Here is a 23,528-nt window from a genome sequence, read left to right as displayed (position 1 = left end):
GTGGCGCCTTCCGCGCGGGCCGCGGGGAGCGGGGAGCACGGGGGAGGGGCGCCGGGCCTCCTGGAGGTCGCGGGCCCCCACGGCCCCTGGGATCCGGTCCGGCAGGAGCTGGCGGACCGGGGGACCGCGGTGGTGGCCGGGCGCCTGCCCGACTGGCGCCTGCCGGGCGGTGACCCGGTGCTGCGCCGGATGCTGGGCCGGGACTGGCACCGCTACGAGGCCATGTCGCGACCCCTGATGAAGGAACGTTTCTCTGCCTCCCGGCTGCTGCTGCGGCACGTGATCGCCGCGGCGATCGACACGGCCCCGGAACAGGTGGACCTGGCCTACCAGCCCGGCGGGCGGCCGTACGTGCGCGGCTGCGACCAGATCGACATCAGCCTGAGCCACACCCGCGAGACGCTGGTCGCCGGCGTCACCCGCAGGGGCCGGATCGGGGTGGACGTCGAGTCGGCGGACCGCCGGATGGCCGGCACCGGCTCGGAGTCCCAGGGCTGCACCCCCTACGAGCTGGCCCGGCTGGACGAGGGGGAGGCGGGCGAGCGCAACGCGGCGCTGGTGCGGCTGTGGACCCTGAAGGAGGCGTACAGCAAGGCGCTCGGCCAGGGGCTGCGTTTCCGGTTCACCGAGTTCGGCTTCGACCTCGGCGCGGACCGGATCCGGCTGGTGCGGCCCGACGGCACCCCGGCGGGCGGCGACGAGTGGACGTTCGGCACCGGCGTACTGGCCGGGGATCCGGACGGCGGGCAGGACGGGGACCGGGACGGGGGGTACGTCGTCGGCACCGCCGTGCACGACTCCGGTTTCGGCGAGAACTCCGACCTGTCGGTGCGCACCGCCCTGGACGCCGGCCTCCTCGACGCGCTGCTCGGCGCGGCGGCCCCGCCGGCCCCGTCGGCCGCCTTCGGGGCGGACCCGTGAGCGGCCCCGCGAGCGGCGTCCCGCGAGGCACACGGCTCAGGGGATCCAGCCGGCCTCCTCGGCGATCCGCACGGCGTCGATGCGGTTGCGGGCGTTGAGCTTGGCGACGATGGTCGTCAGGTAGTTGCGGACGGTCCCCTTGGACAGGTAGAGGGTGCCGGCGATCTCGGCGGCGTCGGCACCCTGCGCGGCGAGCCGCAGCACCTCCAGCTCCCTGGGGGAGAGGGGGTTGTCGGGGCAGTCCCAGGCGGACAGGGCCAGCTGGGGGTCGATCACGCGCTGGCCCTGGGCCACGGAACGCACGGCGTGGGCGAGCCGCTCGGAGGGCGCGTCCTTGAGCAGGAACCCGGTGACGTGCGCGGCCAGGGCCCGGCGCAGGGTGCCCGGACGGCCCAGGCTGGTGAGGATCAGGGTCCGGCAGCAGGGAAGCCGCTCGTGCAGGTCGGCCGCCGCGGTGAGGCCGTCGACACCGGGGAGGTCGACGTCCAGGACGGCCACGTCGGGCCGGGTCTCCAGCGCGCGCTCCACGACGATGTCCCCCCGGTCGACGGCGGCCACGACGCTGAAGTCGGGCTCCAGCTCCAGCAGGGCGACCAGCGCCCCCCTGATCATGTGCACGTCCTCGGCGAGCAGGATCTTCACCAACAGCATTGGCCCCCCAGAACAGGATCGCGCCCGGCCCCCGGACCGGACGCTCGTGTCAGGCCGCGGATCTCGCGGCGTCCGCCGTGCCCGCCCCCCCGGTCTCCGGCTGATGCGCCGCCGCCGCGGGATGCGCGGGGGCCCGCGCGACGAGGTGGAACCGGCCGTCCTCGCGCACGCCCGCATCGACCCGGCCTCCGATCGCCGCGAGCCGGTCGCGGAGGTTGCCCAGGCCGCTGCCGCTGTGCGCCGAGCGGTCCGGACGCCGCTCGGCCACCCCGTCGTTCACCAGGCTGAGCACAACGGTCTCTCCTCTCGACTCGACCGATATCACGCAGGTCTGGGCCTTGCTGTGGCGGAGGATGTTGGTGACGCCCTCCCGCAGCGCGGTCGCCAGCACGGTGTCGGTGACCGGGTGCAGCCGCGTGCAGGCGACATCCGCCTGCGCCCGGATGTCGGCCGTCGCCAGGATCGCGGCGGCCGCCTCCGCCTCCGCCTCCAGCGACATGTCGCGGTAGCCGCTGGCCACCAGCCGTACGTCCGACAGCGCCTGCCGGGACACCTCCAGGACGGAGGCGATCTCCTCACGCGCCCGGTCGGGGCGGGAGTGCACCAGGCGGTAGATCAGCTCGCTCTTGAGCGTGATGGCCGACAGGCTGTACCCCAGCAGGTCGTGCAGGTCGCGGGCGAACCTCAGGCGCTCCTCGGTGACCGCCATCCGGGCCATCTCCGCCCGCGAGGCCTGGACCTCGGCCACCAGATCGCTCAGCCGCGCCGTCCCGTAGAGGATCAGCCCCGCCATCATGGTCGAGGTCGTCAGATAGGCGACCGTCACCCAGTCCAGGCCGGCCGAGACGGTCATGGCCAGCATGGTGCTCGTGATCACGCCGTAGGAGGGCCAGGCCACCCTGCCGGGCAGCAGGAGCAGCAGCGAGCCGGCCAGCGGGCCCGCCATGCTCCCCCAGTTGAGGCCGAAGAAGAGGAACGGCAGATAGGTCAGCACGGCCTGTGCGAGCAGGGTGGCGCAACGGCGGCGCAACGACCAGCGCTGCGAGCGGGGGGATATGTGGAGGAACTGGAAGACGAAGACCACGGTCACGCACCCCAGGCACAGCAGCACCTGGTTCCGCTCGGCGCCGCTGCGCAGGACGTTGAGCAGCGAGATCCCCGAGTAGTAGACAAGGGTGGCCACCGCGATCGTCCTGGCCAGCTTCGGCGCGGGCAGTTCGCGGTGGCGCGCCTGCGACCGCGGGGGAGACGTGCTCCGGGCCCCCGCTTGAGCGGGAGCCCGGAGGGAGGAGGCGCTGTCCGGGGTGTCGTGCACCTGGCTGCTCCTCGGTCAGAAGTCATGAAGTTGAACCATGAGTTGACCGCATCGTATTGGCCATTGGCTGACTCTGGCCACCGGTGAGGAGCGGCGTCCGAAATCAGACGAACAGCGGGATCGGATTGAGGTTCTCGTAGGGTGTCGGCCGCTCGAGTCGGCCGAGTGTCACCGGTATGTCGAACAGGCGACCCGGCGCGAAACGCGCCCAGAAGTGGCGCAGACCGGGAGCGATCACCCTGACCACCGGAACGCCCACGTCAGGGCGGGTCTGGTCGAGCACCAGCAGCTCCGTTCCGCAGGTCCCCAGAAGTGAGCGGGCCGCCTCCACATCGTCGTACAGGTCGTTACGCGGGGTGTACGGGTAGCCGTGCGGGGCCAGGGGGGTCGTTGACTGGTCCGGAGCCAAATATGGCTGGTTCTGTACGGTCGCGCGGCTCCACCAGTGCACCAGCTCGGGGGGCGCGGCACCATATCCGGCCCCTCTTCCGTCGTTTCCGTCCTTCCTGTCCTTCCCGCCGTTCCCGCCGACGCGGGCCACCGAGGCGGCCAGCTGCCCCATCTCCGTCAGCGCGCGACGCAGCGCCAGCCGGGGATCGAAGTGGGCGCCGAACCCCAGGACGATGTCCTGGGCGGGCTTGTCCGTGCGCCGCGAAAGCGCCGCCATCACGGGAATGCCCAGGTCGGCGGTGATATCCAGGACCCACAGTTCCCGCCTCATCCGCGCGTAGACCTCCCGCAGCCCGGCGAGCCAGGGTTCGTCGAAGGCGTCCAGGTCCACGGCCGGCTGGCGGGTGCGGTTGTACCACCACAGGGCCACCGCGTCGCGCTCGACCAGTTCCAGGAAACCCTGGACGACGGCGTCCTCCAGGCTGCTGCCGGCCGCGTTCCCGTTGGAGTCGGCGCGGGGCTCGCCCGAGCCGGGGGAGGCGCGGTGGCCGAAATACAGCATGGAGGTCGGCAGCAGCCGGTGGGCCCGGGCCGTCAGGGACCACACGGGCGTCCACTCCACCGGGCGGTCGGCGTCGAAGGGCGCGCACACCTGGTGGAAGGGGGAGGCGGTGGCGTTCCAGCGCTCCCGGTCCCGGAACTGCCGCTCGTCGAAGAGCTGGCACGCGTTGGGGTGGATCGCCCGCTCCCCCAGACCCCGCAGGCTGTCGTACACCACGGGTTCGTCGCCCTGGCGGGTGGCGCTGTAGCGCTCCACCGCCTCGCACAGCGCGCCGACCTCGGCCTCCAGCGCGGTGACGCCCTTGCCGCCGCTGAGACTGCGCAGCCCGCCGCGGAGATCGGCGAGCGTGTGGGCGTCCAGCGCCAGGTTGTGGCCCGAGACGTAGGAGTTGAGGCCGTCGGGCAGCCGGGCGTCCCGCCGCACCTCGCGCACTATCCCCGTGATCGGGTCCACCAGGTGCCCGTAGCGCTCCAGGACCTGCTCGGGGGTGAGGGAGCGGTCGTTGCTCCCGCCCCGGGCCGCCTTCGGCCGGGGCACCAGGGATACCGGCCGCCGCACCTGCCCGGAGACCAGCGACGGATCGCCGCACTCCGGGCACTGGGGGCGCCGGTGCACCGTGTGGTGGCCGGTGCGCAGGGTGAGGGTGTCCAGGACGCGGACGGCGCCCTGGCCCTCGTTGCGCACCCCCGCCAGCCACTTGGCCACCTCCAGCACCGCCATCCGCAGGCCCATCCCGCGCCCGGCCGCCAGGGAGGCGGACGGGCGGGGCAGGGGCGCGTCGCTGCCGATGGCCCGCTGGAGCGGCACCTCCGAGCGGCGGTGGATGCGGATCCGGTGCTCCAGGCAGGACCAGCAGGGCCCCGCGCCCGGCCGGAACACCGGCCCCACCCAGGGCTCGGGGCCGCAGGGGCCGGCCAGCAGCCAGGGCAGCCCCCGCTCGCGGTGCCAGACGTCCACGGACCGCAGACCGGGGGCCAGGTAGTCGTCGCAGAGCACCAGCGAGAAAACGTTACTGCCGGGCCCGTCGTCACCGCCTTCGCCGCCGGTGCGGTCACCGTTGCGGTCACCGGCGCCGTCCCGCCCGGCCCGCTCCCCCTCGGGAGCCGGGAGCGGACCCAGCACCCTCAGACCGGACTCCTCACAGGCGGCGCGGGCCTGGTCGCCGTCCACCCCGCCGACGGTGACCAGCCGTACGGCGGTACGGGCCAGCGCCGCGCCCGCGGCGCCGCCGTCCAGACCGGCCAGCTCCCAGTAGGCGGCCGCCGAGACGTCGGTCCCCTCACCGGGAGCGGACCGGTAGCCGACGAGGTTGGCCCGCGCCAGTTCCCCGATGATCCGGCCGGCCTCCGCCGGTGGGACCAGGGCGCCTGCCTCGCGCAGCACCCCGGCCACCGTGCGGGTGCCGTCCAGCAGCGGGGCGAGCGCCTCGGCGGGCCGGCCGTACAGCGCCCTGACCCCGCGCGGCGAGAGCAGGTAGACCGCCTCGCCGGGTACCACCTCGGCCCGCAGATGGCGACGGAAGCCCACGAAGGGGCCGCCGTCGGCAGCCTCTTCGCGTTGTCTCACGCCCCCACCGGCCCCGGAACCTCCAGGCGGAGGTCGTCCGCGCGGGTGCAGCCGAAGCAGGCCAGCTGCTCGGCGTCGCGGGCGTCGAGCTGCTCCAGGTCCTCGATGAGCAGCGGGGCGCCGGCGTAGACCGGCTCGGACGCGTACAGGCCGAGCTCCGCGAGGATCGCCACGGAGTCCGGCACGCCGCCGTGGGGCGCCTCGGCGGCGGGCAGGCCGAACCCGGACAGCACCGCGACCGGGTCGGCGGTGTACCGGGCCTCCAGACCGGGCTCCAGCCCGGTGCGCACGGCCAGCTCGGCGAAGCGCCGCTCCTCCGCGCCGGTGTTCTCCGTCGAGGCGGTGGCGGACGTGTAGGTTCGCATGTGAAGACCCCCTGTGAGTCGGACGGCCGAGCATTCGAATCAATCGTGATGATTGTGTGAGCCATGCCACCCGGGAGCCCAGTGCGGTGTTCACCACCGGCCCATGAGATTTTCACGACCGCGCTCATGAGCGCCTCACTGTGCGCCGCTCCCGCACCGTGCGAGCCTCACTCAATGCTCCGAGAGGAACCGCCAGGCGGACCGCCGGCGGAATGGGCTCGACAAGGGGAGAGCACACCATGGAGATCAAGGTTCTGGGTCCGCTCACGGCGGTGGAGCGGGGAGTGTCTGTGGTTCCGAGCGCCGCCAAGCCGAGGCAGATCCTCGCACTGCTCGCCCTCCAGGCCGATCACGTGGTGACCGTGCCGACTCTTATGGAGGAGATCTGGGGCGAGAACGTCCCGCGCAGCGCCGCCACCACCCTGCAGACCTACATCCTCCAGCTGCGCCGCAGGATCGCGGTGGCGCTGGAGGGCGATCCGGCGCGGGAGGCCAAGGACGTACTGGTCACCCAGCACGGCGGCTACCTGCTCCAGGTGCAGCCCGGCCAGGTGGACGTCCAGGAGTTCGAGCAGCTCGCCGCGTCCGGCCGGGCCGCCCACGACGCCGGCGACGACCGTACGGCCTCCGAGATGCTGGGCCGCGCGCTGAAGATGTGGCACGGCCCCGCGCTGGTGGACGTGCGGGTCGGCGGCGTCCTGGAGCTGGAGGTCCTGCGCATGGACGAGGACCGGATGGCGGCCCTGGAACGCCGCATCGACGCCGACCTGCGGCTGGGCCGGCACACCGAACTCGTGCCCGAACTCAGGGTGCTGTCGGCCCGTCACCCCATGCACGAGAACTTCTGCGCCCAGCTGATGGTGGCCCTGCACCGCTCCGGCAACTCCTGGCGGGCCCTGGAGGCCTACCAGCGGCTGCGCAACACGCTCATCGAGGAGCTGGGCATGGAGCCCTCGCCGAAGCTCCAGCGCCTGCACCACGCGGTGCTCTCCGGCGACCCGCAGCTGGACGCCACGGCGCACGCGGTGCGCTGACCGGCTCCGGCAGGCCGGCGAGGCACGGGCGAGGCACGGGCGAGGAAACGGCCCGGCGACTGCTCCAGCCGACCTCTAGGCGGCGTTCCTACGTTCGCCCGATGACGATCCTCGACGACATCACGACGAGTGCGCCGGCATCGCGGACCGCCCCGGACCAGGACCGGAACCAGCACCTGGACCTGGAGCTGGAGCCGGGCCGGGGGCCGGAGCGGATGGCGGAACCCGGACCCGACCTGCGCCGGGCCACCGCGGAACTGCTCCGGCTCAAGGAGGAGGTGGGCCGGGGCCCCGACCCGGACGCCACCCGCCGGCAGCACGCCAAGGGAAAGCTCACCGTCCGCGAGCGGCTGGAGGTCCTCTTCGACGAGGGCACCTTCACCGAGATCGAGCCGCTGCGCCGCCACCGCGCCACCGGCTTCGGCCTGGAGGACCGCAAACCGCACGGCGACGGCGTGGTCACCGGCTGGGGCACTGTCCACGGCCGCACCGTCTTCGCCTACGCCCACGACTTCCGCGTCTTCGCCGGAGCCCTGGGCGAGGCCCACGCCGCCAAGGTCCACAAGGTCATGGACCTGGCGCGGGCCGCGGGAGCGCCGCTGGTGTCCCTCAACGACGGGGCCGGCGCGCGCATCCAGGAGGGTGTGACGGCGCTGGCCGGCTACGGCGGCATCTTCCGCCGCAACACCGCCGCCTCCGGCGTCATCCCGCAGATCTCGGTGATGCTGGGCCCGTGCGCGGGCGGGGCGGCCTACTCCCCGGCGCTGACCGACTTCGTGTTCATGGTCCGCGACACCTCGCAGATGTTCATCACCGGGCCCGACGTGGTCAAGGCGGTCACCGGCGAGGAGATCACCCACAACGGGCTGGGCGGCGCCGACGCGCACGCCGCGGTCTCCGGGGTGGCCGGCTTCGCCCACGACGACGAGGCCGAGTGCCTGGAGGACGTGCGCTACCTGCTGTCGATGCTGCCGGCCAACAACCGGGAACTGCCGCCCGCCGTACGCGGCGGCGACCCGGCCGACCGGCGCTGCGAGGCCCTGGCCGACCTCGTCCCCGCCGACGGCAACCGCGCCTACGACGTGCGCGCGGTGATCGAGGAGATCGTCGACGACGGCGAGTACTTCGAGGTGCACGAGGCCTGGGCGCGCAACGTGGTGTGCGCGCTGGCGCGCATCGACGGTCAGGTGGTGGGCGTGGTGGCCAACCAGCCCCAGCAGCTCGCCGGCGTGCTGGACATCCACGCCTCCGAGAAGGCCGCGCGGTTCGTCTCCACCTGCGACGCCTTCAACATCCCCCTGGTGACCCTGATCGACGTGCCCGGCTTCCTGCCCGGGGTGGACCAGGAGCACGGCGGGATCATCCGGCACGGCGCCAAGCTGCTGTACGCGTACTGCAACGCCACCGTGCCGCGCGTCTCCGTCGTCCTGCGCAAGGCCTACGGCGGCGCGTACATCGTCATGGACTCCCAGTCCATCGGAGCCGACCTGACCTACGCCTGGCCGACCAACGAGATCGCGGTGATGGGAGCCGAGGGCGCGGCGGGCGTCGTCTTCCGGCGGCGGATCGCCGCCTCCGACGACCCCGAGGCCACCCGGGCGGAACTGGTCGAGGAGTACAGGTCCGAGCTGATGCACCCCTACTACGCGGCCGAACGCGGCCTGGTCGACGACGTCATCGACCCCGCCGACACCCGGCGGGTCCTGGCCCGCTCCCTGGCCATGCTCCGCCGCAAGCAGGCCGACCTGCCCGAACGCAAGCACGGCAACGTCCCGCTGTAGTGCGCGGACGCCCCCCTCGAAAGCGGTGGCCGCCGGCCCGTCCAGGCAGGCGCGAGTCCCCGTCTAGGGGCGGCTCCAACCATGAGTTCACCGGAAGCGGCGGCACGTCACGAGCGGGCGGCCGCCCGGCCCGGCACCGGGGCGGGGAGGGACCGAACCCCGAACCGCCCCGGCCGCCGAAACCCTCAGCAAGCGCCACGAGAGCGTCACGGACGAAGGGAACGGCAGTGGCCCGCACAGTTCCAACCGCCGGATGCCGACAGCGGCATCCGGTCCCGTCGAAGGGGAGGTAAGCGGTGGTACGCAGAGTCGTGATCACAGGTCTGGGCGTCGTCGCCCCCGGCGGGGTCGGCGTCAAGGAGTACTGGGAGCTGCTCACCGCGGGACGCACCGCGACCCGCACGATCTCCTTCTACGACGCCTCCCCCTTCCGCTCGCGGGTCGCCGCCGAGTGCGACTTCGACCCCGCGGCGGCGGGCCTGAGCCCGCAGGAGATCCGCCGGCTCGACCGGGCCGCCCAGTTCGCCGTCGTCTCCACCCGCGAGGCGCTGGCCGACAGCGGCCTGGACGTCTCCGCCCTGGACCCGTCCCGGATCGGCACCTCGCTCGGCAGCGCGGTGGGCTGCACCACCAGCCTGGAGCGCGAGTACGTGGTGGTCAGCGACGGCGGCCGCAAGTGGAACGTCGACCACGAGTACGCGGTGCCCGAGCTGTACCGCCACTTCGTGCCCAGCTCCATGGCCGCAGAGGTGGGGCAGGAGGCCGGCGCCGAGGGCCCGGCCGCGGTGGTCTCCACCGGCTGCACCTCCGGCCTGGACTCGCTCGGCCACGCGGTCGAGCTGATCCGCGAGGGCACCTGCGACGTGATGATCGCGGGCGCGACGGAGGCGCCGATCTCGCCCATCACCTCGGCCTGCTTCGACGCCATCCACGCCACCACGCCCCGCAACGACACCCCCGAGAGCGCCTGCCGCCCCTTCGACCGGACCCGCAGCGGGCTGGTCCTGGGCGAGGGCGCGGCGATCCTGGTCCTGGAGGAACTGGAGAGCGCCCGCAGGCGCGGGGCACATATCTACGCGGAGATCGCGGGCTTCGCCGCCCGCTGCAACGCCTACCACATGACCGGCCTCAAGCCCGACGGCCGCGAGATGGCCGAGGCCATCGACGCCGCCCTGGACGAGGCCCGCCTGAACCCGACGGCGATCGACTACATCAACGCCCACGGCTCCGGCACCAAGATGAACGACCGCCACGAGACCGGCGCCTTCAAGCGCAGCCTGGGCGACCACGCGTACGCCACCCCCGTCAGCTCCATCAAGTCGATGATCGGCCACTCGCTGGGCGCCATCGGCTCCCTGGAGATCGCCGCCTGCGCCCTGGCGATGGAGCACGGCGTCCTGCCGCCCACCGCCAACCTGCACGAGCCCGACCCCGAACTCGACCTCGACTACATCCCGCTGACAGCCCGGGAGCGGAAGACCGACACGGTGCTCAGCGTCGGCAGCGGCTTCGGCGGCTTCCAGAGCGCCATGCTGCTCGCCCGGCCGGAGAGGAGTGCCCGATGACAGCGACACCGACGGCGCCGGCGGTACGGCCCGCGGCGGCGACCGTGCCGGGCGCACGGACCACCGCGGTCGTGACCGGCCTGGGCATCGCAGCACCCAACGGCCTGGGCACCGAGGACTACTGGAGGGCCACCCTGGCCGGCGAGAGCGGCCTGGGGCGCGTCACCCGCTTCGACCCCTCCCAGTACCCCTCCACCGTCGGCGGCGAGGTCCCCGGCTACGTCGCCGAGGAGCACATCCCCAGCCGGCTGATGCCGCAGACCGACCACATGACCCGCCTGGCGCTCACCGCGGCCGACTGGGCCGTGGCGGATGCCGGCATCGTCCCCGGCGACCTGCCCGAGTACGGCATGGGCGTGGTCACCGCCGCCTCCGGCGGCGCGGTGGAGTTCGGCCAGCGCGAGCTGCAGAACCTGTGGAGCCAGGGCAAGGAGTACGTCAGCGCGTACCAGTCCTTCGCCTGGTTCTACGCCGTCAACACCGGCCAGATCTCCATCCGCCACAAGATGCGCGGCCCCAGCGGGGTGCTGCTGACCGAGCAGGCCGGCGGCGTCGACTCCATCGGCCACGCCCGCCGCCACGTCCGCAAGGGCGTGCCCATGGTCGTCACCGGCGGTGTCGACGCGGCCCTGTGCCCCTGGGGCTGGGTCCCGCAGATCGCCTCCGGCCTGATGAGCACCGTCTCCGACCCCTCCCGCGCCTATCTGCCCTTCTCGGCGGAGGCGAGCGGCTACGTGCCGGGCGAGGGCGGGGCGATCCTCATCGTGGAGGACGCCGAGTCCGCCCGGGAGCGCGGCGCCGAGCACGTCTACGGCACCGTCGCCGGCTACGCCGCCGGCCTCGACCCCGCCCCCGGCAGCGGGCGGCCCCCCGCGCTGCGCCGGGCCGCCGAGAACGCCCTGGCCGACGCCGGCCTGACCCCCTCGGACGTCGACGTCGTCTTCGCCGACGCGGCGGGCACCCCCGAGCTGGACCGGGCCGAGGCGAAGGCGCTGGAGGAACTCTTCGGCGCCCGCGGCGTACCGGTCACCGCGCCCAAGAGCATGACCGGGCGGCTGCTGGCCGGAGGCGCCGCGCTGGACGCGGCCACCGCGCTGCTGGCACTGCGCGACGGCGTCATCCCGCCGACCGCGGGCGTCGCCGAGGCCGACCCCGGCCACCGGATCGACCTGGTCACCGGCGCCCGCGAGGCGGACCTGCGCACCGCGCTGGTGCTGGCCCGCGGCCACGGCGGCTTCAACGCGGCGCTCGTCCTGCGCCGGGCCCACTGAGCCGGACCACCTGAGCCGGACCACCCGGACCGGACCACCTGGACCGGACCACCGAACCGGGCCCACCGGCCCCCGACCCCCCCACACGCACCGCGCATCCACGCACATCACAGAGAGGAACCAACATGTCCACGACCACCACGAAGACCGAGGTGACCCTGGCGGACCTGACCCGGATGCTGCGCGAGAGCGCCGGCGAGGAGGAGGGCGTGGACCTGGACGGCGATGTCCGGGACACCCCGTTCATCGACCTCGGCTACGACTCCCTCGCCCTGCTCCAGGTCATCGGCCAGATCCAGCGCGAGTACGGGATCGCGATACCGGACGACGCGGTCGTCGACGCCGAGACGCCGGGCGCCCTGCTGGACCTCGTCAACTCCGGCCAGGCCTCCCCCGCCTGAGCCGGCCCCGGGCCGCCCTGCCGAACGCTCTCCGGCAGGGCGGCCGCTCCCTTCCCCGCGCCCTGCCCACGCCGCGCGCCCCGTCCGCGCCCCGTCCGCACCGCAGCCCCCGTCACCAGCCAGTCCGCCTCCCGTTTGCCGAAGCCATCCGCCGCCGGGGATCCGGCCGCCGACAGGAGAGCCCATGCCGCTCACCGAACACACCGCAGTGGTCCGCAGACTCACGGTCAGCACCAGGGGGGCACCGGCCGGGGAGGCCGGCCGCGGCGAACCGGTCACGGCCACCGCCGCCGCCGTCTCCGCGGTGCTGCGCGCCTTCGGCCGCCCGCCGAAGGACCTGCCCGCCCGTACGGCCGTCTTCGTCGGCGCCGCCCGCATCGCCGCCGGCCTCGGCCCGGAGCACGAGGGCTTCCCCGTGCACACCGCGTCCTCGCCCGGCCGCGCACTGCGCCGGGCGCACCGCGAACTGCTCGCCAAGAACGTCGACCTCGCGCTCGTCGCCGGATTCGGCGAACCCCGGGCGGAGGCGGTCACCGTACACGCGGTGCGGCGCGCGGCCGAGGCCGTCGCGGACGGCGAATCCGTGCTGGGCGTACTGGACGTCTCCGAAGAGGCCCCCGGAACCCTCGGTGCCCCCGGGACCCCCGACGCCCTCGGCGCCCTCGACGACGCGCCCGTGGTCCGCCCCCTGCGGTACGGCGGCCGCGGCACCGACCCCGGCGGCGTACGGCTGCTGCTGTGGTCGGGCCGGGACGAGGCCGACGAGGCCCGGGTGCGCGGCGAGCTGTGCCCGATGGTCGACCGGCTCTTCCCCGAGGCCTTCCCCCTCCTGCCCACCGCGGTGCCCTGCGGACAGGAGCCCGGCCCGGTGCGCGCCGCGGCCGTCACCACCGGCGAACGGGCCGCGCGGGCGGTGCTCGGGGCGAAGGCCGTCACCACCGGCAGGCCGCGCCCGGTCGCTCTCCTCTTCCCGGGCCAGGGCTCCCAGCACACCGCGATGGCGGCCGGGCTGTACGGCCGGGAACCGGTGTTCACCGCGGCCATGGACGCCGTGCTCGACCTGTTCGGCGAGGACGGCGAGGACGTCCGGGCCGACTGGCTCGCCGACGGGACCGTCCGCACGCCGGGGATCGGCATCGACGACGTGCGCCGCGCCCAGCCGCTGCTCTTCGCCGTGGACTACGCGCTGGGCCGCACCGTCCTCGGCTGGGGCGTGCGCCCCACCGCGTTCCTCGGCCACAGCGCCGGCGAGCTGGTCGCCGCGGTCTTCACGGGCGTGGTGTCGCTGCCGGACGCCGTCGGCATGATGCGCGAGCGGGTGCGGTACGCGGTGGAGATCCCACCGGGCGGCATGCTCGCCGTCGGAGCCTCCGAGGAGGAGCTGCGCCCGTATCTGCACGGCGACGTCGCCATCGCCGCGGTCAACGCGGGCCGGCAGACCATGCTGGCCGGTTCGTGCGAGCCGCTGGGCGAGGTCGAGGCGGCGCTGCGCGCCGACGGCCACACCGTCGTCGCCGTCCCCGCCACCAGCCCCTTCCACTGCCCGGCGATGGCACCGGCGTCCGAGGCCGTCGAGCGCGCCTACCGCGGCGTACGGCTGAGCCCGCCCGCGCTCCCGCTCTACTCCGGCTACACCGGGGGCCCGCTGAGCCCCGAGGACGCCCTGCGGCCGGACTTCTGGGCCCGCCAGCTCACCGACACCGTGTACTTCAGGCCCGCGCTGGACGAACTGCTCGCGGCCGACGACATGCTGCTGATCGAGGCGGGCCCCCGGCAGACCCTCACCGCCTTCGCCCGCCGCCACCAGGCGGTACGGCTCAAGGCCAGCGCGGTGGTGCCGATGCTGCCGGCCCGCCCCGGCGGCCCGGAGGAGGACCGGCGCTCGGTGCTCGCCGCCGCGGCCCGGCTGTGGGAGGAGGGGCACGCCCTGGACCTGGACGCGGTGAGCCGGCTGTGGAGCTGGAGAGCCGACGCCCCGTCCGCCCCGGAGGTCCCCGCGGCGGAGGCTTCCGCGCCGGACGGCCGCTTCGGGGGGCACCGGCCCCTGACGGCCGTATGAGCGCCCGTACGGCCCCGGCGGGCATCTGGTGGGGCGTGTACCGGTCCCTGGCGGCGGCGTGGAACGGCCGGACGCCCCCGCCGCACCTCGCCCTCCCGGTGCCCGGCCACCACGGCTGGCTCCTCCCCGACATCCCCGACGTCCCCGACGTCCCCGGCGCCTCCGGCCTCCCCCGGCCGGCGGAGCGACCGCGGGCGTAACCCGAACGGCTCTCGAACGCAGGACACCGGGAACGCGCGCATCCAGCCTGGCTGTGTAGAGGTGGGCCCGGACGGGCCGGGGCGTTCGGCCGATCGCGTGGGGCCGGCGCTGTCGCTCGCTGGAGGTGCCGGATGCCGCAGGTGCGGGTGTACGTGTCCATACCGCTGCCGGTGGAGGAGGTGTTCGGGCGCCTGGCCGACGGGTGCGGGCTGGCGGCCTGGCACTCGGGCGTGGTGTCGGTGCGCCGGGTGGAGCCGCGGGAGGGGGAGTACCGGTACCGGTTCCCCGGGCGGCGGCGGGAGTGCGTGCTGCGGCGGGTGGTGTGCGAGCCGCCGTCACGGGTGTCGTTCGAGGGGCAGCGGATGTGGACGCCGCTCGGGTGGCAGATGCCGCGCTACGACTTCCGGCTGTGGCCCTGGGAGGGGGGCGGATGCCGGGTGGAGGTGGGGGTGAGGTGCGTGCTGGGGGGCGCGATGGTGCTGCTGTGGCCGGTGGTGGCGTGCGGGTGGCGGCGTGATCTGCCGGTGGACGCCCAGGCGCTGTACGAGCGGCTGACGGGAGTGCGGGAGGCGGAGGCCGCCGTGGCCGAGGCGGGTCCCGCGGCGGGCGGTGGCCCGTCCGGCACCGGCCTCGACCCCGCCGGGGCGGCCCGGAGCCGGGGCGCGGGTCCGCTGCCGCCCGCCTCCCCCCGGCCGCCCCGCTCCGCACGCCGCTTCCGCTTCCCCGCCCCGAACGGCTGACCGTCCCGTCCGCCCACGGCCGGAACGCCCGGCCGCCCCGGGCGATCGGGCGGAACGGATAGGGTGCGGCCGGGCGCACCGAGACGGCCCGGGGGGAATGGATGCCGTTCACACTCAGCCACGCCGCCGCCGCGCTGCCGGGGATCCGCGCGGACGGCGGGGGCAGGGGGCCGCTGGTGGCGTCCGCCCTGGTCGCCGGGACGCTCGCCCCGGACGCGGCCTACTACGCGGCCAGCCTCGCCCCGCGGATCATGCGGCTGGGCGAGTACACCCACTCGGCGCTCGGCACGGTCACCGTGGACGTCCTGATCGCGGCGGTGCTGCTGGGGGTGTGGCTGCTGCTGAGGGAGCCGCTGCTGGCCCTGCTGCCCGAGGGGGCGCGGGGGCGGGCGTACGCGCTCACCCGCGGCCGCCCCTGGCGCGGCCGGCCGCTCGCCGCTCTCCTGCCGTGGTGCTGGATCTCCGCGGCGCTGGGGGCGGCGACCCACGTCCTGTGGGACTCGTTCACGCACATGGACCGGTGGGGCGTGCGGTGGATCACGGTGCTGGACGAGCGGGTGCTGGGCGTCCCCCTCTACCACCAGCTCCAGTACGGCGGTTCCGCAGTGGCCCTGGTGGTCCTCGCGGTCTTCCTGGTCCGGGCGTGGCGCCGGCTGCCGCACTCCCCGGCGCCCGCGCTGTCCGTCCTCTCGGTCCTGTCCGCGCGCGGGCGGGCCGGCGCGGCGGCGCTGCTGGGCGCGGCGGCGGTGGCGGGCGCCGTCCACCGCTGCGTGAGGCGGGCCGGGGCGGAGCCGGAGGCGGTCCCGTGGGACGGGTACGTGCCCACCGCGCTGTTCGGCGCCGGCGCCGGGCTCGCGCTCGCCCTGCCGCTGTACGCGGTGGCCCTGCGGGCGGTGGCGGCCGCGCGGGACCGCCGTGCGGCCCGGACGTCCGGTGCGGGTGCGTCCGGTGCGGCCCGTACGGAGGAGCCGGCCGGCCGGCGGTCCGTCAGCGGCTGAGCGGATCGCGGTGCAGCAGCCGCACCCGCCCCTCCAGCATCGCGCCCAGACCCTCCACCGCGCAGACGGCCGGCTGCTCGGCGACGTGCACCGGCATCCCGGTGGCCTGCCGCAGCATCGAGTCCAGCCCCGGCAGCATCGCGCTGCCGCCGACCAGCATGATCCCGCGATCGGCGAGGTCGGCCACCAGGTCCGGCTGGCACTGGCGCAGCACGCCGCGGATGGCGTCCACCATCGCCGTCAGCGGGGGCCGGATGGCGGCACGCACGCTCTCGGTGTCCACGTTCACCGTGCGGAACAGCCCGGTGGACACGTCCCGGCCGTAAACCTCGGCCTCGGTCTGCTCGGACGGCGCGACGGACAGCGCCAGGTGGAGCGGGTGGACCGCCTGGTTGGGGAGCATCAGCTCGTGCTGGTTGCGCAGGTGCTGGACGACGGCGCGGTCGATGACCTCGCCGCCGACCGGCACCGTCTCGGAGGCGACGATCGACCCCAGCGAGAGCACCGCGACGTGCGAGGCGGCCGCACCGCACATCACGATCATGGTGGCCTCGGGCTCCTCCACGGGCAGCCCGGAGCCGACGGCCGCCGCGATGAGGCTGTCCACCAGCTCCACCCGCCGCGCGCCCATCCCGGTGAGCGTCTCGATCGCGGCGCGCTGGACGAGCGGCTCGGCGTCGTGCGGGATGCACACGGCGGCGCGCAGCATCGGCTTGCGCCGCCAGGCCCGGCGGATGCGGTCGCCCACCAGGGCGCGCAGCATCCGCCGGGCCATGTCGATGTCCACCACGGTCCCGCCCGACACCGGCCGCACCACCCGGATGTGCTCGGGGGTGCGGCCCACCATCCGCTCGGCCGGGGCGCCGACCGCGATCAGGGCCCCGGAGCGGGTGTTGACGGCGACGGCCGACGGCGCGTCCACGATGACGCCGAACCGTTTGAGGTAGACCCGGGTCCTGGCCGCACCGAGGTCGACGGCTACGGAACAGCGGCTCAGTTGCTCAAGACTGACGGTCACAGCGGCATCTCCCCGGACATGGCTCGATACGGGCCGCCGCCCGGCGGCCCCGATTCTCATCGTGGGGGCCGGGCGGCGGTCCCGCGCGCTGGACTGATCCGGATGGGCGAGGGCCGCCGCGGGTGCCGGATGCGGCCGAGTTCCGCGTACCGCCGGGGAGGTGATGGCTGGTCAGGAGGCGGAGCCGGGCACGGCCGGCTCCCCGGCGTCCCGCCCGGGCGGCGTGTCCGGCCGCGCGTCGGCCCGTGCGTCGGCCTGCGTGCCGGCCCGTGCTCCGAACTGGGTGCGGTACAGCTCCCGGTAGCGTCCGCCCGCCGCCATCAGCGTCTCGTGGGTGCCGCGCTCGACGATCCGGCCGCCCTCCACGACCAGGATCAGGTCCGCGGCCCGGACGGTGGACAGGCGGTGGGCGATCACCACGGAGGTGCGGCCGCGCAGCGCCTCCGCCAGCGCCTCCTGGACCGCCGCCTCGGAGGTGGAGTCCAGATGCGCGGTCGCCTCGTCGAGGATCACCACCCGCGGCCGGGCCAGCAGCAGCCGGGCGATGGTCAGCCGCTGCCGCTCACCGCCGGACAGGCGGTAGCCGCGCTCGCCGACGACCGTGTCCAGACCGTCGGGCAGGGAGGCGATCAGCCCGTCGAGCCGGGCGCGGCGCAGCACGTCCCACAGTTCGTCCTCGCTCGCGCCGGGCCGGGCGAACAGCAGGTTGGAGCGGATCGACTCGTGGAAGAGGTGGCCGTCCTGGGTGACCATGCCGAGCGTGGCACGCAGGGAACGGAAGCTCAGATCCCTTACGTCCACGCCGCCGAGCCGCACCGCACCGCCGTCGGCGTCGTAGAGCCGCGGCAGGAGCTGGGCGATGGTGGACTTGCCCGCGCCGGAGGAGCCGACCAGCGCCACCTTCCGCCCCGGCTCGGCGCGGAAGGACACCTGGTGCAGCACCTGCTCGCCGCCGCGCGCGTCGAGGACGGCGACCTCCTCCAGGGAGGCCAGGGAGACCTTCCCGGCCGACGGGTAGGCGAAGTCCACGCGGTCGAACTCCACCGGCACCGGGCCCTCGGGCACCTCGCGGGCGTCCTCGCGCTCCTCGATCAGCGGCTTCAGGTCCAGCACCTCGAAGACGCGCTGGAAGCTGACGAGTGCGCCCATCACCTCCACCCGCGCGCCGGCCAGCGCGGTCAGCGGGGCGTAGAGCCGGGTGAGCAGCAGGGCCAGGGCCACCACCGCGCCGGGGTCGAGCCGGCCGCGCAGCGCGTACCAGCCGCCGAGCCCGTAGACCAGGGCCAGCGCCAGGGCGGAGACGACGGTGAGCGCGGTGAGGAAGACGTGCTGGACCATGGCGGTGCGCACCCCGATGTCGCGCACCCGCCGGGCGCGTGCCGCGAACTCCCGCGACTCCTCCCGCGGTCGGCCGAACAGCTTGACCAGGGTGGCGCCGGGTGCGGAGAAGCGCTCGGTCATCTGCGTGCCCATGGCCGCGTTGTGGGCGGCGGCCTCGTGCGAGAGGCGGGCCAGCCGGGAGCCCATGCGCCGCGCGGGCAGCACGAACACCGGCAGCAGCACCAGGGCGAGCAGCGTGACCTGCCAGGACAGCCGCACCATGACCACCAGGGTGAGCAGCAGGGTGACGAGGTTGCCGACCACCGAGGAGAGGGTGTTGCTGAAGGCCCGCTGGGCGCCGATGACGTCGTTGTTCAGCCGGCTGACCAGCGCGCCGGTGCGGGTGCGGGTGAAGAAGGCGACCGGCATCCGCTGGACGTGGTCGAAGACGGCCGTGCGCAGGTCCAGGATCAGCCCCTCGCCGATGCGCGCCGACAGCCACCTGGCCAGCAGTCCGATCGCCGCCTCGGCCACCGCCACGACCGCGATCAGGGCGGCGAGCCGGCCGACCGTGCCCGCCGCCGAGCCCGCCACGATCGCGTCGACCACCCGGCCCGCGAGCAGCGGGGTGGCCACGGCCAGTGCCGCCGAGACGGTGCTGAGCAGCAGGAAGAGTGCCAGACGCCGCCGGTGCGGGCGGGCGAAGCCCGCGATGCGGCGCAGAGTGGCGCGGGACGGCGCGAAGGAGTGGCGCTGTCCCTCCTGCGGTGCGTGGCGCGCCTGGTACAGGGCGTCCCACGCGGCGGATTCCATACTCATCGCGGATCCTCAGGTCGTCGTTGCCGTGGCCTGGACCGTAGGGCTTCAAGTCGGCTTGAGGTCAAGGGCGACGGGGCCCGGACGCGGCCGTTCAGCCGGTGGGACAGGGTTCCGCTACGGGTGTCCGCCGGGGGATTATTTCGGGGACCACCGGTGGGCCGGCGATGGACCACCGGCCACCCGGGCGGACTGCGAGCGGCCCGGCGCCGCCGACCTGCGGCACCGGCCCGCCTCCTCTCCGCCACCGCCAACTGACCACTGGCTCACAAGGGGGAAACATGACCGCCGTCGACGTACCCGAGGACCGGCTCCGGGAGGACCGGCTCTTCTCCGCCCTCGCCAACCCGACCCGGCGCGAGGTGCTGAGGCTGCTGCGGGTGAAGGGGCCGCAGCCCGTGCAGCGGCTGGCAGACCACTTCGACATGCGCAGGCCGAGTCTCTCGGAGCATCTGAAGGTGCTCCGGGAGGCCGGTCTGGTCAGCGAGCGGCGCAGGGGGAGGGAGAGGCACTACCGGCTGGAGGCCGGACCGCTCAGCGAGGTGCGGCACTGGCTGGGTCCGTACGAGCGGTTCTGGCGCGGGACGGAGGGGCTGGAGGGCCTGCGCGGCCTCCTGGACGGGGGGCCCGGCGACACCGGCGCCTGAACGGCGCGACGGCCGGTGCGTGCGCGGCGGGACGGGGCGGGGAGCGCGCACCGTCCCGCCGCCCGGGCGCGGACCGGGCGCGGACCGGCCTCTCGACAGGTTGTCATGACGCCGTGACAGGCTGTCGTGCACGTGCATCTTCACGTGCATCCGCACGTGAACGGCGTTATGATCCAGGCTGGTTGACCAATTCAGCCCCTGACGCACCCGATCGCCGCCCCCGACCGCACAGCCGGGAGAGTCCGATGCCCCACGCATACAACGGCATGGCAGCCAGGGACCTCCACGGGGTCGTCTGGCAGAAGAGCAGACACAGCAACTCGCAGGGAGCGTGCGTGGAGTTCGCCAAGCTCCCCGGCGGAGAGGTGGCCGTACGGAACTCGCGCCATCCGGACGGCCCCGCACTGGTCTACACCCCGGCCGAGGTCGAGGCGATGCTGCTCGGCGTCAAGGACGGCGAGTTCGACCACCTCATACAGGACTGACGCCGGTTTCCCGTCCGGGGTTCACTCTGAACAGCGCCCAGACCACTTTTCCGGGCATGGCGCCGGCCATCGGCTGCCAGCCCCAGTCGTCGCTGAAGGACTCGACCAGGAAGAGGCCGCGTCCGGACTCCGCCGTGTCGTCGAAGAACCCCCCGCCGAAACCCCCGTCGAACTCGCCGTCGAGTTCGTCGCCGAAATCGCAGCCGATGCCGCCGAGTTCGACGGTGAACCCCTCGCCGGGCCTCTTCGCCACGGGTGCCTTCGCACTGGGATCGCGCACGGCGCACACCAGGCGGCCGGACCAGTGCATCAGATGGAGCCGCACGGGCGGGTCCAGGATTTCGCCGGGGACGGCGCCCGGCACGCCGTGGCGCAGGGCGTTGGTCACCAGCTCCGAGACCACCAGGGCCACGGTGTCGAAGTGCCCGGCCAGCCGCCAGCGCAGCAGTACGTTCCGGGTGAACTCACGGGCGGTCTTCACCGCCTCGTAGCGCGGCTGGAGCGCGCAGGAGGCCGAACCGGAGAGCGCGTCGGGGTCGAGCGACGGGAAGTCATGCCATAACCGGTCGAGCACGGTCGGTCCTTCGGTCCCCATGACGAGACACTCCTGGCATTGCGGCGGCCATGGCCCTGGCGGGCCCCGTCAGCGGTGGTGCTCCGTATCGCGTTCCGCTCGTTGCGCTGCGTCGGTGGATTGTTCGCATGCCCAAGTGCCCCAATCATGCGTGCACTTGTGCTTTCCCCATGGTTCCCAATGCCCACAGCAGATGCAAGGGCAGATGCACGTGCACGAAGGACTTTCGATTCTGTGTAACCACCCGGGCACACAACGAAGGCATTGGTGGCAGACTGCACTGGTGCAGGGGTGGAGAGCTGAATACAAACAGGAGCATTCCCGGTGAAAAACGGAGTGAACGGGGCCAACGGGTCGAGTGGTTCCATGGTGCGCCGCATCCTGCTCGGTTCCCAGCTGCGGCGGCTCCGCGAGTCCCGCGGGGTCACCCGGGAGGCGGCCGGATATTCCATCCGGGCCTCCGAATCGAAGATCAGCCGCATGGAGTTGGGGCGTGTGAGCTTCAAGGCGCGGGACGTGGCGGATCTGCTCACGCTGTACGGCATCACCGACGAGGCGGAGCGCGAGCCGCTGCTGAGCCTCGCCCGTGAGTCCAGCGTCGCGGGCTGGTGGCACAACTACAGCGACGTGCTGCCGAACTGGTTCCAGACGTACGTCGGCCTGGAGGGCGCGGCCTCGCACATCGGCGTCTACGAGGTGCAGTTCGTCTCCGGGCTGCTCCAGACGGAGGACTACGCGCGGGCGGTCGTCACCAGCGGCCACCGGTCGGGGCTGTCGCCGGAGGAGGTCGACCGCCGCGTCGCCCTGCGCCTGGAGCGCCAGAAGCTGCTGCTGTCCGAGCAGGCCCCGGAGTTCCGCTGCGTGCTGGACGAGGCCGCGCTGCGCCGTCCCTACGGCGGCCGCGAGGTGATGGACGCCCAGCTGCGGCATCTGGCGGAGCTCTGCGAACTGCCCCACGTCACGCTCCAGGTGATGCCGTTCGACACCGGCGGGCACCCGGCCGAGAGCGGGGCGTTCACGCTGCTGCGCTTCCCCGAGTCGGAGATCTCCGACATCGTCTACCTGGAGCACCTCACCAGCGCCCTCTACGTCGACAAGCCGGAGGAGGTCGCGCAGTACGAGGACGTCCTCGACCGCCTCCTGCGGGACAGTCTCGGCCCGGAGGAGACCCGTGCGCTCCTCCACGAGGTCCGCGGGCAGATCTGACCGGTCCGGCCGGCGGACGGCGTCCCGGCCGGGGCGCGCGGGGGCGCCGCCGGGGCCGGGAGGGAAATCCGGCCGGCTGACGCGCCGGGAGGGCATTGAGGACAGAAGCCGTCCCCAAGACCTCATAGCGTCGTTATCGGTGAAGGGGCCGGAAGGACGGCCCGACTACCGACCGACGTTGTGAGGAGACCCCCCATGCCCGTTCCTGTCGCTTCCGAGAACCGCGGCGACGAGCGCGGAGCCCTGCTCGACTACCTGGAAGCCCAGCGCGGCGGCATCCGCCGGGCTCTCCACGGCCTCACCGACGAGCAGGCGCGAAGCAGGCCGACCGTCAGCGCCTTCTCCCTGGCCGGCATCCTCAAGCACGTCGCGGTGGGCGAGCGGGGCGCGCTGGCGACGATGCGCGGCGAGCCCTTCGACTTCGAGACCAGGGTGAAGGGGTGGGAGGACAGCCTGGCCGTCAGGGACGACGAGACGGTCGAGGAACTGCTGGACCTCTACGAGCGGGTGGCGCGCGAGACCGAGGAGACGGTCCGGGCCCTGCCCTCACTCGACGACACCTTCGAGGCCCCCAAGATGCCCTGGGACGAGGGCGGGCCCCGCTCCTGGCGCTGGGGCCTGCTCCACCAGATCGAGGAGACCGCCCGGCACGCCGGGCACGCAGACATCATCCGCGAGACGATCGACGGCAAGGGCGCCTTCGACCTGGTCTTCGCCACGGGCGCGCTGCCGGAGCCGGACTGGTCGTCCTTCCGGTGACCTCCCGCGCCGGCGCCCGCCGCCGCCCGTCTACGCTGGTCGCCGGCGGGCGCCGGGAGGACCGGTGAGCCGGTGGGTCGGTGAGGGGACGGTGGTGTCGGTGGTGTCGGCGATCCGGTTGCTGGTGCTGGGCGCTGTCCGCCAGCACGGGCGCGCGCACGGCTACCAGGTCCGCAACGACCTGGAGTTCTGGGGCGCGCACCAGTGGTCCAGCGCCAAGCCGGGTTCGATCTACCACGCGCTCAAGCAGATGGCGAAGCAGGGCCTGCTGACCGCCCACGACACCGAGCCGAGCACGGCCGGCGGCCCGCCGCGCACCGAGTACGAGCTGACCGCCGCCGGCGAGGCGGAGTACCAGGGGCTGCTGCGCCGGTCGCTCACGGCGCACGACGAGAAGCCGGACGTGCTCACGGCCGGGGTCGGCTTCATCGTCGACCTGCCGCGCCGGGAGGCGATCGAACTGCTCGGGCGGCGTGTGGCGGCCCTGGAGGAGTGGAGCGCCGAGGTCGCCCGGGAGTGGACGCCCCCGGGCGCCCCGGAGGAGTGGGGCCACATCGGCGAGGTCATGAGGCTGTGGGTGCACAACGCCACCAGTGGCGCGGAGTGGACCCGGGGCCTGATCGAGCGTCTGGAGAAGGGGGCGTACGTGATGGAGGGCGAGGGCGAGCGGTCGTTGGAGGTGCTGCCCGAGGGCGTGGAGAACCCCTGCGCGGAGCGTCCGCACGACCGCCCACGCGGCTGACGCGGCGCAGGCGCCGCGCTCCGGCGCCTGCAACGCATCTCACACCCGACGGCCACCTTCACGCCCCCTTCCGGATGGGTGACCGGCCGTATCCTCGCTGAGGAGGAACGGACATATCCCGTCCGTAGCGGGAAGCCTGAC

General features: G+C 74.0%; 22 protein-coding genes. 15 read left to right on the top strand and 7 right to left on the bottom strand.

What is annotated here, in order from left to right; translation table 11 throughout:
- A complete protein-coding gene (locus IQ279_RS19745) occupies positions 1 to 921 on the top strand; it encodes a 4'-phosphopantetheinyl transferase family protein (protein WP_206350107.1) in 921 nt (306 codons plus the stop codon).
- Between the two features lie 36 nt (positions 922 to 957).
- Here IQ279_RS19745 and IQ279_RS19740 read toward each other — a convergent pair whose 3' ends face one another.
- From IQ279_RS19740 to IQ279_RS28160, 4 genes are all read right to left on the bottom strand, one after another.
- Entirely contained in the window at positions 958 to 1,572 is a 615-nt protein-coding gene (locus IQ279_RS19740) for a response regulator transcription factor (protein WP_206350105.1), read from the bottom strand.
- Positions 1,573 to 1,621: 49 nt separating this feature from the next.
- Positions 1,622 to 2,887 (bottom strand): sensor histidine kinase, encoded by a 1,266-nt coding sequence (locus IQ279_RS19735; RefSeq protein WP_206350103.1) that lies wholly within the window; start codon positions 2,885 to 2,887, stop codon positions 1,622 to 1,624.
- 103 nt (positions 2,888 to 2,990) lie between these two features.
- A complete protein-coding gene (locus IQ279_RS19730) occupies positions 2,991 to 5,405 on the bottom strand; it encodes a TOMM precursor leader peptide-binding protein (protein WP_307792439.1) in 2,415 nt (804 codons plus the stop codon).
- Positions 5,402 to 5,770, bottom strand: coding sequence for a hypothetical protein (locus IQ279_RS28160; protein WP_241028407.1), 369 nt, complete (start codon positions 5,768 to 5,770; stop codon positions 5,402 to 5,404). Before IQ279_RS28160 ends, IQ279_RS19730 begins: the two co-directional genes overlap by 4 nt.
- Before the next feature lie 239 nt (positions 5,771 to 6,009).
- Between IQ279_RS28160 and IQ279_RS19725 the strand changes: the two genes are divergently transcribed.
- From IQ279_RS19725 to IQ279_RS19685, 9 genes are all read left to right on the top strand, one after another.
- The gene (locus IQ279_RS19725) at positions 6,010 to 6,804 is read left to right on the top strand and encodes an AfsR/SARP family transcriptional regulator (RefSeq protein ID WP_206350099.1); all 795 of its coding nucleotides are present in this window, start codon (positions 6,010 to 6,012) and stop codon (positions 6,802 to 6,804) included.
- Between the two features lie 215 nt (positions 6,805 to 7,019).
- Positions 7,020 to 8,585, top strand: coding sequence for an acyl-CoA carboxylase subunit beta (locus tag IQ279_RS19720; RefSeq protein WP_241028418.1), 1,566 nt, complete (start codon positions 7,020 to 7,022; stop codon positions 8,583 to 8,585).
- 296 nt (positions 8,586 to 8,881) lie between these two features.
- Positions 8,882 to 10,150 carry a beta-ketoacyl-[acyl-carrier-protein] synthase family protein gene (locus IQ279_RS19715; protein WP_206350095.1) on the top strand — a complete coding sequence of 423 codons (1,269 nt, stop codon included), beginning with the start codon at positions 8,882 to 8,884 and terminating at the stop codon, positions 10,148 to 10,150.
- Positions 10,147 to 11,421 (top strand): ketosynthase chain-length factor, encoded by a 1,275-nt coding sequence (locus tag IQ279_RS19710; protein ID WP_206350093.1) that lies wholly within the window; start codon positions 10,147 to 10,149, stop codon positions 11,419 to 11,421. Before IQ279_RS19715 ends, IQ279_RS19710 begins: the two co-directional genes overlap by 4 nt.
- Before the next feature lie 125 nt (positions 11,422 to 11,546).
- Entirely contained in the window at positions 11,547 to 11,822 is a 276-nt protein-coding gene (locus IQ279_RS19705; protein ID WP_206350092.1) for an acyl carrier protein, read from the top strand.
- 184 nt (positions 11,823 to 12,006) lie between these two features.
- A complete protein-coding gene (locus IQ279_RS28520; protein WP_277402558.1) occupies positions 12,007 to 13,881 on the top strand; it encodes an acyltransferase domain-containing protein in 1,875 nt (624 codons plus the stop codon).
- The gene (locus IQ279_RS28515) at positions 13,878 to 14,081 is read left to right on the top strand and encodes a hypothetical protein (protein ID WP_206350091.1); all 204 of its coding nucleotides are present in this window, start codon (positions 13,878 to 13,880) and stop codon (positions 14,079 to 14,081) included. The genes IQ279_RS28520 and IQ279_RS28515 overlap by 4 nt, the downstream gene beginning before the upstream one ends.
- A gap of 132 nt (positions 14,082 to 14,213) precedes the next feature.
- A complete protein-coding gene (locus tag IQ279_RS19690) occupies positions 14,214 to 14,822 on the top strand; it encodes an SRPBCC family protein (protein WP_206350090.1) in 609 nt (202 codons plus the stop codon).
- Positions 14,823 to 14,923: 101 nt separating this feature from the next.
- Positions 14,924 to 15,820: a DUF4184 family protein gene (locus IQ279_RS19685; RefSeq protein ID WP_206350089.1), complete on the top strand. Its 897-nt coding sequence runs from the start codon at positions 14,924 to 14,926 to the stop codon at positions 15,818 to 15,820.
- Here IQ279_RS19685 and IQ279_RS19680 read toward each other — a convergent pair.
- Entirely contained in the window at positions 15,810 to 16,838 is a 1,029-nt protein-coding gene (locus IQ279_RS19680; RefSeq protein ID WP_206350088.1) for a rod shape-determining protein, read from the bottom strand. The genes IQ279_RS19685 and IQ279_RS19680 overlap by 11 nt on opposite strands.
- A gap of 171 nt (positions 16,839 to 17,009) precedes the next feature.
- Complete coding sequence (locus tag IQ279_RS19675; RefSeq protein ID WP_206350087.1) at positions 17,010 to 18,977, bottom strand: ABC transporter ATP-binding protein; 1,968 nt, start codon at positions 18,975 to 18,977, stop codon at positions 17,010 to 17,012.
- Positions 18,978 to 19,255: 278 nt separating this feature from the next.
- Between IQ279_RS19675 and IQ279_RS19670 the strand changes: the two genes are divergently transcribed.
- Entirely contained in the window at positions 19,256 to 19,621 is a 366-nt protein-coding gene (locus IQ279_RS19670) for a metalloregulator ArsR/SmtB family transcription factor (RefSeq protein ID WP_206350086.1), read from the top strand.
- A gap of 245 nt (positions 19,622 to 19,866) precedes the next feature.
- Positions 19,867 to 20,106 (top strand): DUF397 domain-containing protein, encoded by a 240-nt coding sequence (locus IQ279_RS19665; protein WP_093852146.1) that lies wholly within the window; start codon positions 19,867 to 19,869, stop codon positions 20,104 to 20,106.
- Here the strand turns inward: IQ279_RS19665 and IQ279_RS19660 are convergent.
- Positions 20,093 to 20,701, bottom strand: a complete 609-nt coding sequence (locus IQ279_RS19660) for an ATP-binding protein (RefSeq protein ID WP_206350085.1) — start codon at positions 20,699 to 20,701, stop codon at positions 20,093 to 20,095. The genes IQ279_RS19665 and IQ279_RS19660 overlap by 14 nt on opposite strands.
- A 345-nt stretch (positions 20,702 to 21,046) precedes the next feature.
- Here IQ279_RS19660 and IQ279_RS19655 point away from each other — a divergent pair, with 345 nt between their 5' ends.
- The 3 genes from IQ279_RS19655 (at position 21,047) to IQ279_RS19645 (ending at position 23,387) form a co-directional block, all read left to right on the top strand.
- Positions 21,047 to 21,886, top strand: coding sequence for a Sco1979 family transcriptional regulator (locus IQ279_RS19655; RefSeq protein ID WP_206350084.1), 840 nt, complete (start codon positions 21,047 to 21,049; stop codon positions 21,884 to 21,886).
- 195 nt (positions 21,887 to 22,081) lie between these two features.
- A complete protein-coding gene (locus IQ279_RS19650) occupies positions 22,082 to 22,645 on the top strand; it encodes a DinB family protein (RefSeq protein WP_206350083.1) in 564 nt (187 codons plus the stop codon).
- A gap of 103 nt (positions 22,646 to 22,748) precedes the next feature.
- Positions 22,749 to 23,387 (top strand): PadR family transcriptional regulator, encoded by a 639-nt coding sequence (locus IQ279_RS19645; RefSeq protein WP_206350185.1) that lies wholly within the window; start codon positions 22,749 to 22,751, stop codon positions 23,385 to 23,387.
- Positions 23,388 to 23,528: the final 141 nt, after the last annotated feature.

The organism is Streptomyces verrucosisporus, from assembly GCF_017114865.1.
Lineage (GTDB): Bacteria > Actinomycetota > Actinomycetes > Streptomycetales > Streptomycetaceae > Streptomyces > Streptomyces fenghuangensis.
This window is presented reverse-complemented; position numbering and strand designations above follow the sequence as displayed.

Bases quoted from the DNA above. Each gene is read 5' to 3' on its own strand.
- IQ279_RS19660 (WP_206350085.1), bottom strand. From the start codon at position 20,701: ATGGGGACCGAAGGACCGACCGTGCTCGACCGGTTATGGCATGACTTC.
- IQ279_RS19740 (WP_206350105.1), bottom strand. From the start codon at position 1,572: ATGCTGTTGGTGAAGATCCTGCTCGCCGAGGACGTGCACATGATCAGG.
- IQ279_RS28520 (WP_277402558.1), top strand. From the start codon at position 12,007: ATGCCGCTCACCGAACACACCGCAGTGGTCCGCAGACTCACGGTCAGC.
- IQ279_RS28160 (WP_241028407.1), bottom strand. From the start codon at position 5,770: ATGCGAACCTACACGTCCGCCACCGCCTCGACGGAGAACACCGGCGCG.
- IQ279_RS19705 (WP_206350092.1), top strand. From the start codon at position 11,547: ATGTCCACGACCACCACGAAGACCGAGGTGACCCTGGCGGACCTGACC.
- IQ279_RS19665 (WP_093852146.1), top strand. From the start codon at position 19,867: ATGCCCCACGCATACAACGGCATGGCAGCCAGGGACCTCCACGGGGTC.
- IQ279_RS19710 (WP_206350093.1), top strand. From the start codon at position 10,147: ATGACAGCGACACCGACGGCGCCGGCGGTACGGCCCGCGGCGGCGACC.
- IQ279_RS19725 (WP_206350099.1), top strand. From the start codon at position 6,010: ATGGAGATCAAGGTTCTGGGTCCGCTCACGGCGGTGGAGCGGGGAGTG.
- IQ279_RS19690 (WP_206350090.1), top strand. From the start codon at position 14,214: ATGCCGCAGGTGCGGGTGTACGTGTCCATACCGCTGCCGGTGGAGGAG.
- IQ279_RS19670 (WP_206350086.1), top strand. From the start codon at position 19,256: ATGACCGCCGTCGACGTACCCGAGGACCGGCTCCGGGAGGACCGGCTC.
- IQ279_RS28515 (WP_206350091.1), top strand. From the start codon at position 13,878: ATGAGCGCCCGTACGGCCCCGGCGGGCATCTGGTGGGGCGTGTACCGG.
- IQ279_RS19675 (WP_206350087.1), bottom strand. From the start codon at position 18,977: ATGAGTATGGAATCCGCCGCGTGGGACGCCCTGTACCAGGCGCGCCAC.
- IQ279_RS19685 (WP_206350089.1), top strand. From the start codon at position 14,924: ATGCCGTTCACACTCAGCCACGCCGCCGCCGCGCTGCCGGGGATCCGC.
- IQ279_RS19720 (WP_241028418.1), top strand. From the start codon at position 7,020: ATGGCGGAACCCGGACCCGACCTGCGCCGGGCCACCGCGGAACTGCTC.
- IQ279_RS19650 (WP_206350083.1), top strand. From the start codon at position 22,082: ATGCCCGTTCCTGTCGCTTCCGAGAACCGCGGCGACGAGCGCGGAGCC.
- IQ279_RS19655 (WP_206350084.1), top strand. From the start codon at position 21,047: ATGGTGCGCCGCATCCTGCTCGGTTCCCAGCTGCGGCGGCTCCGCGAG.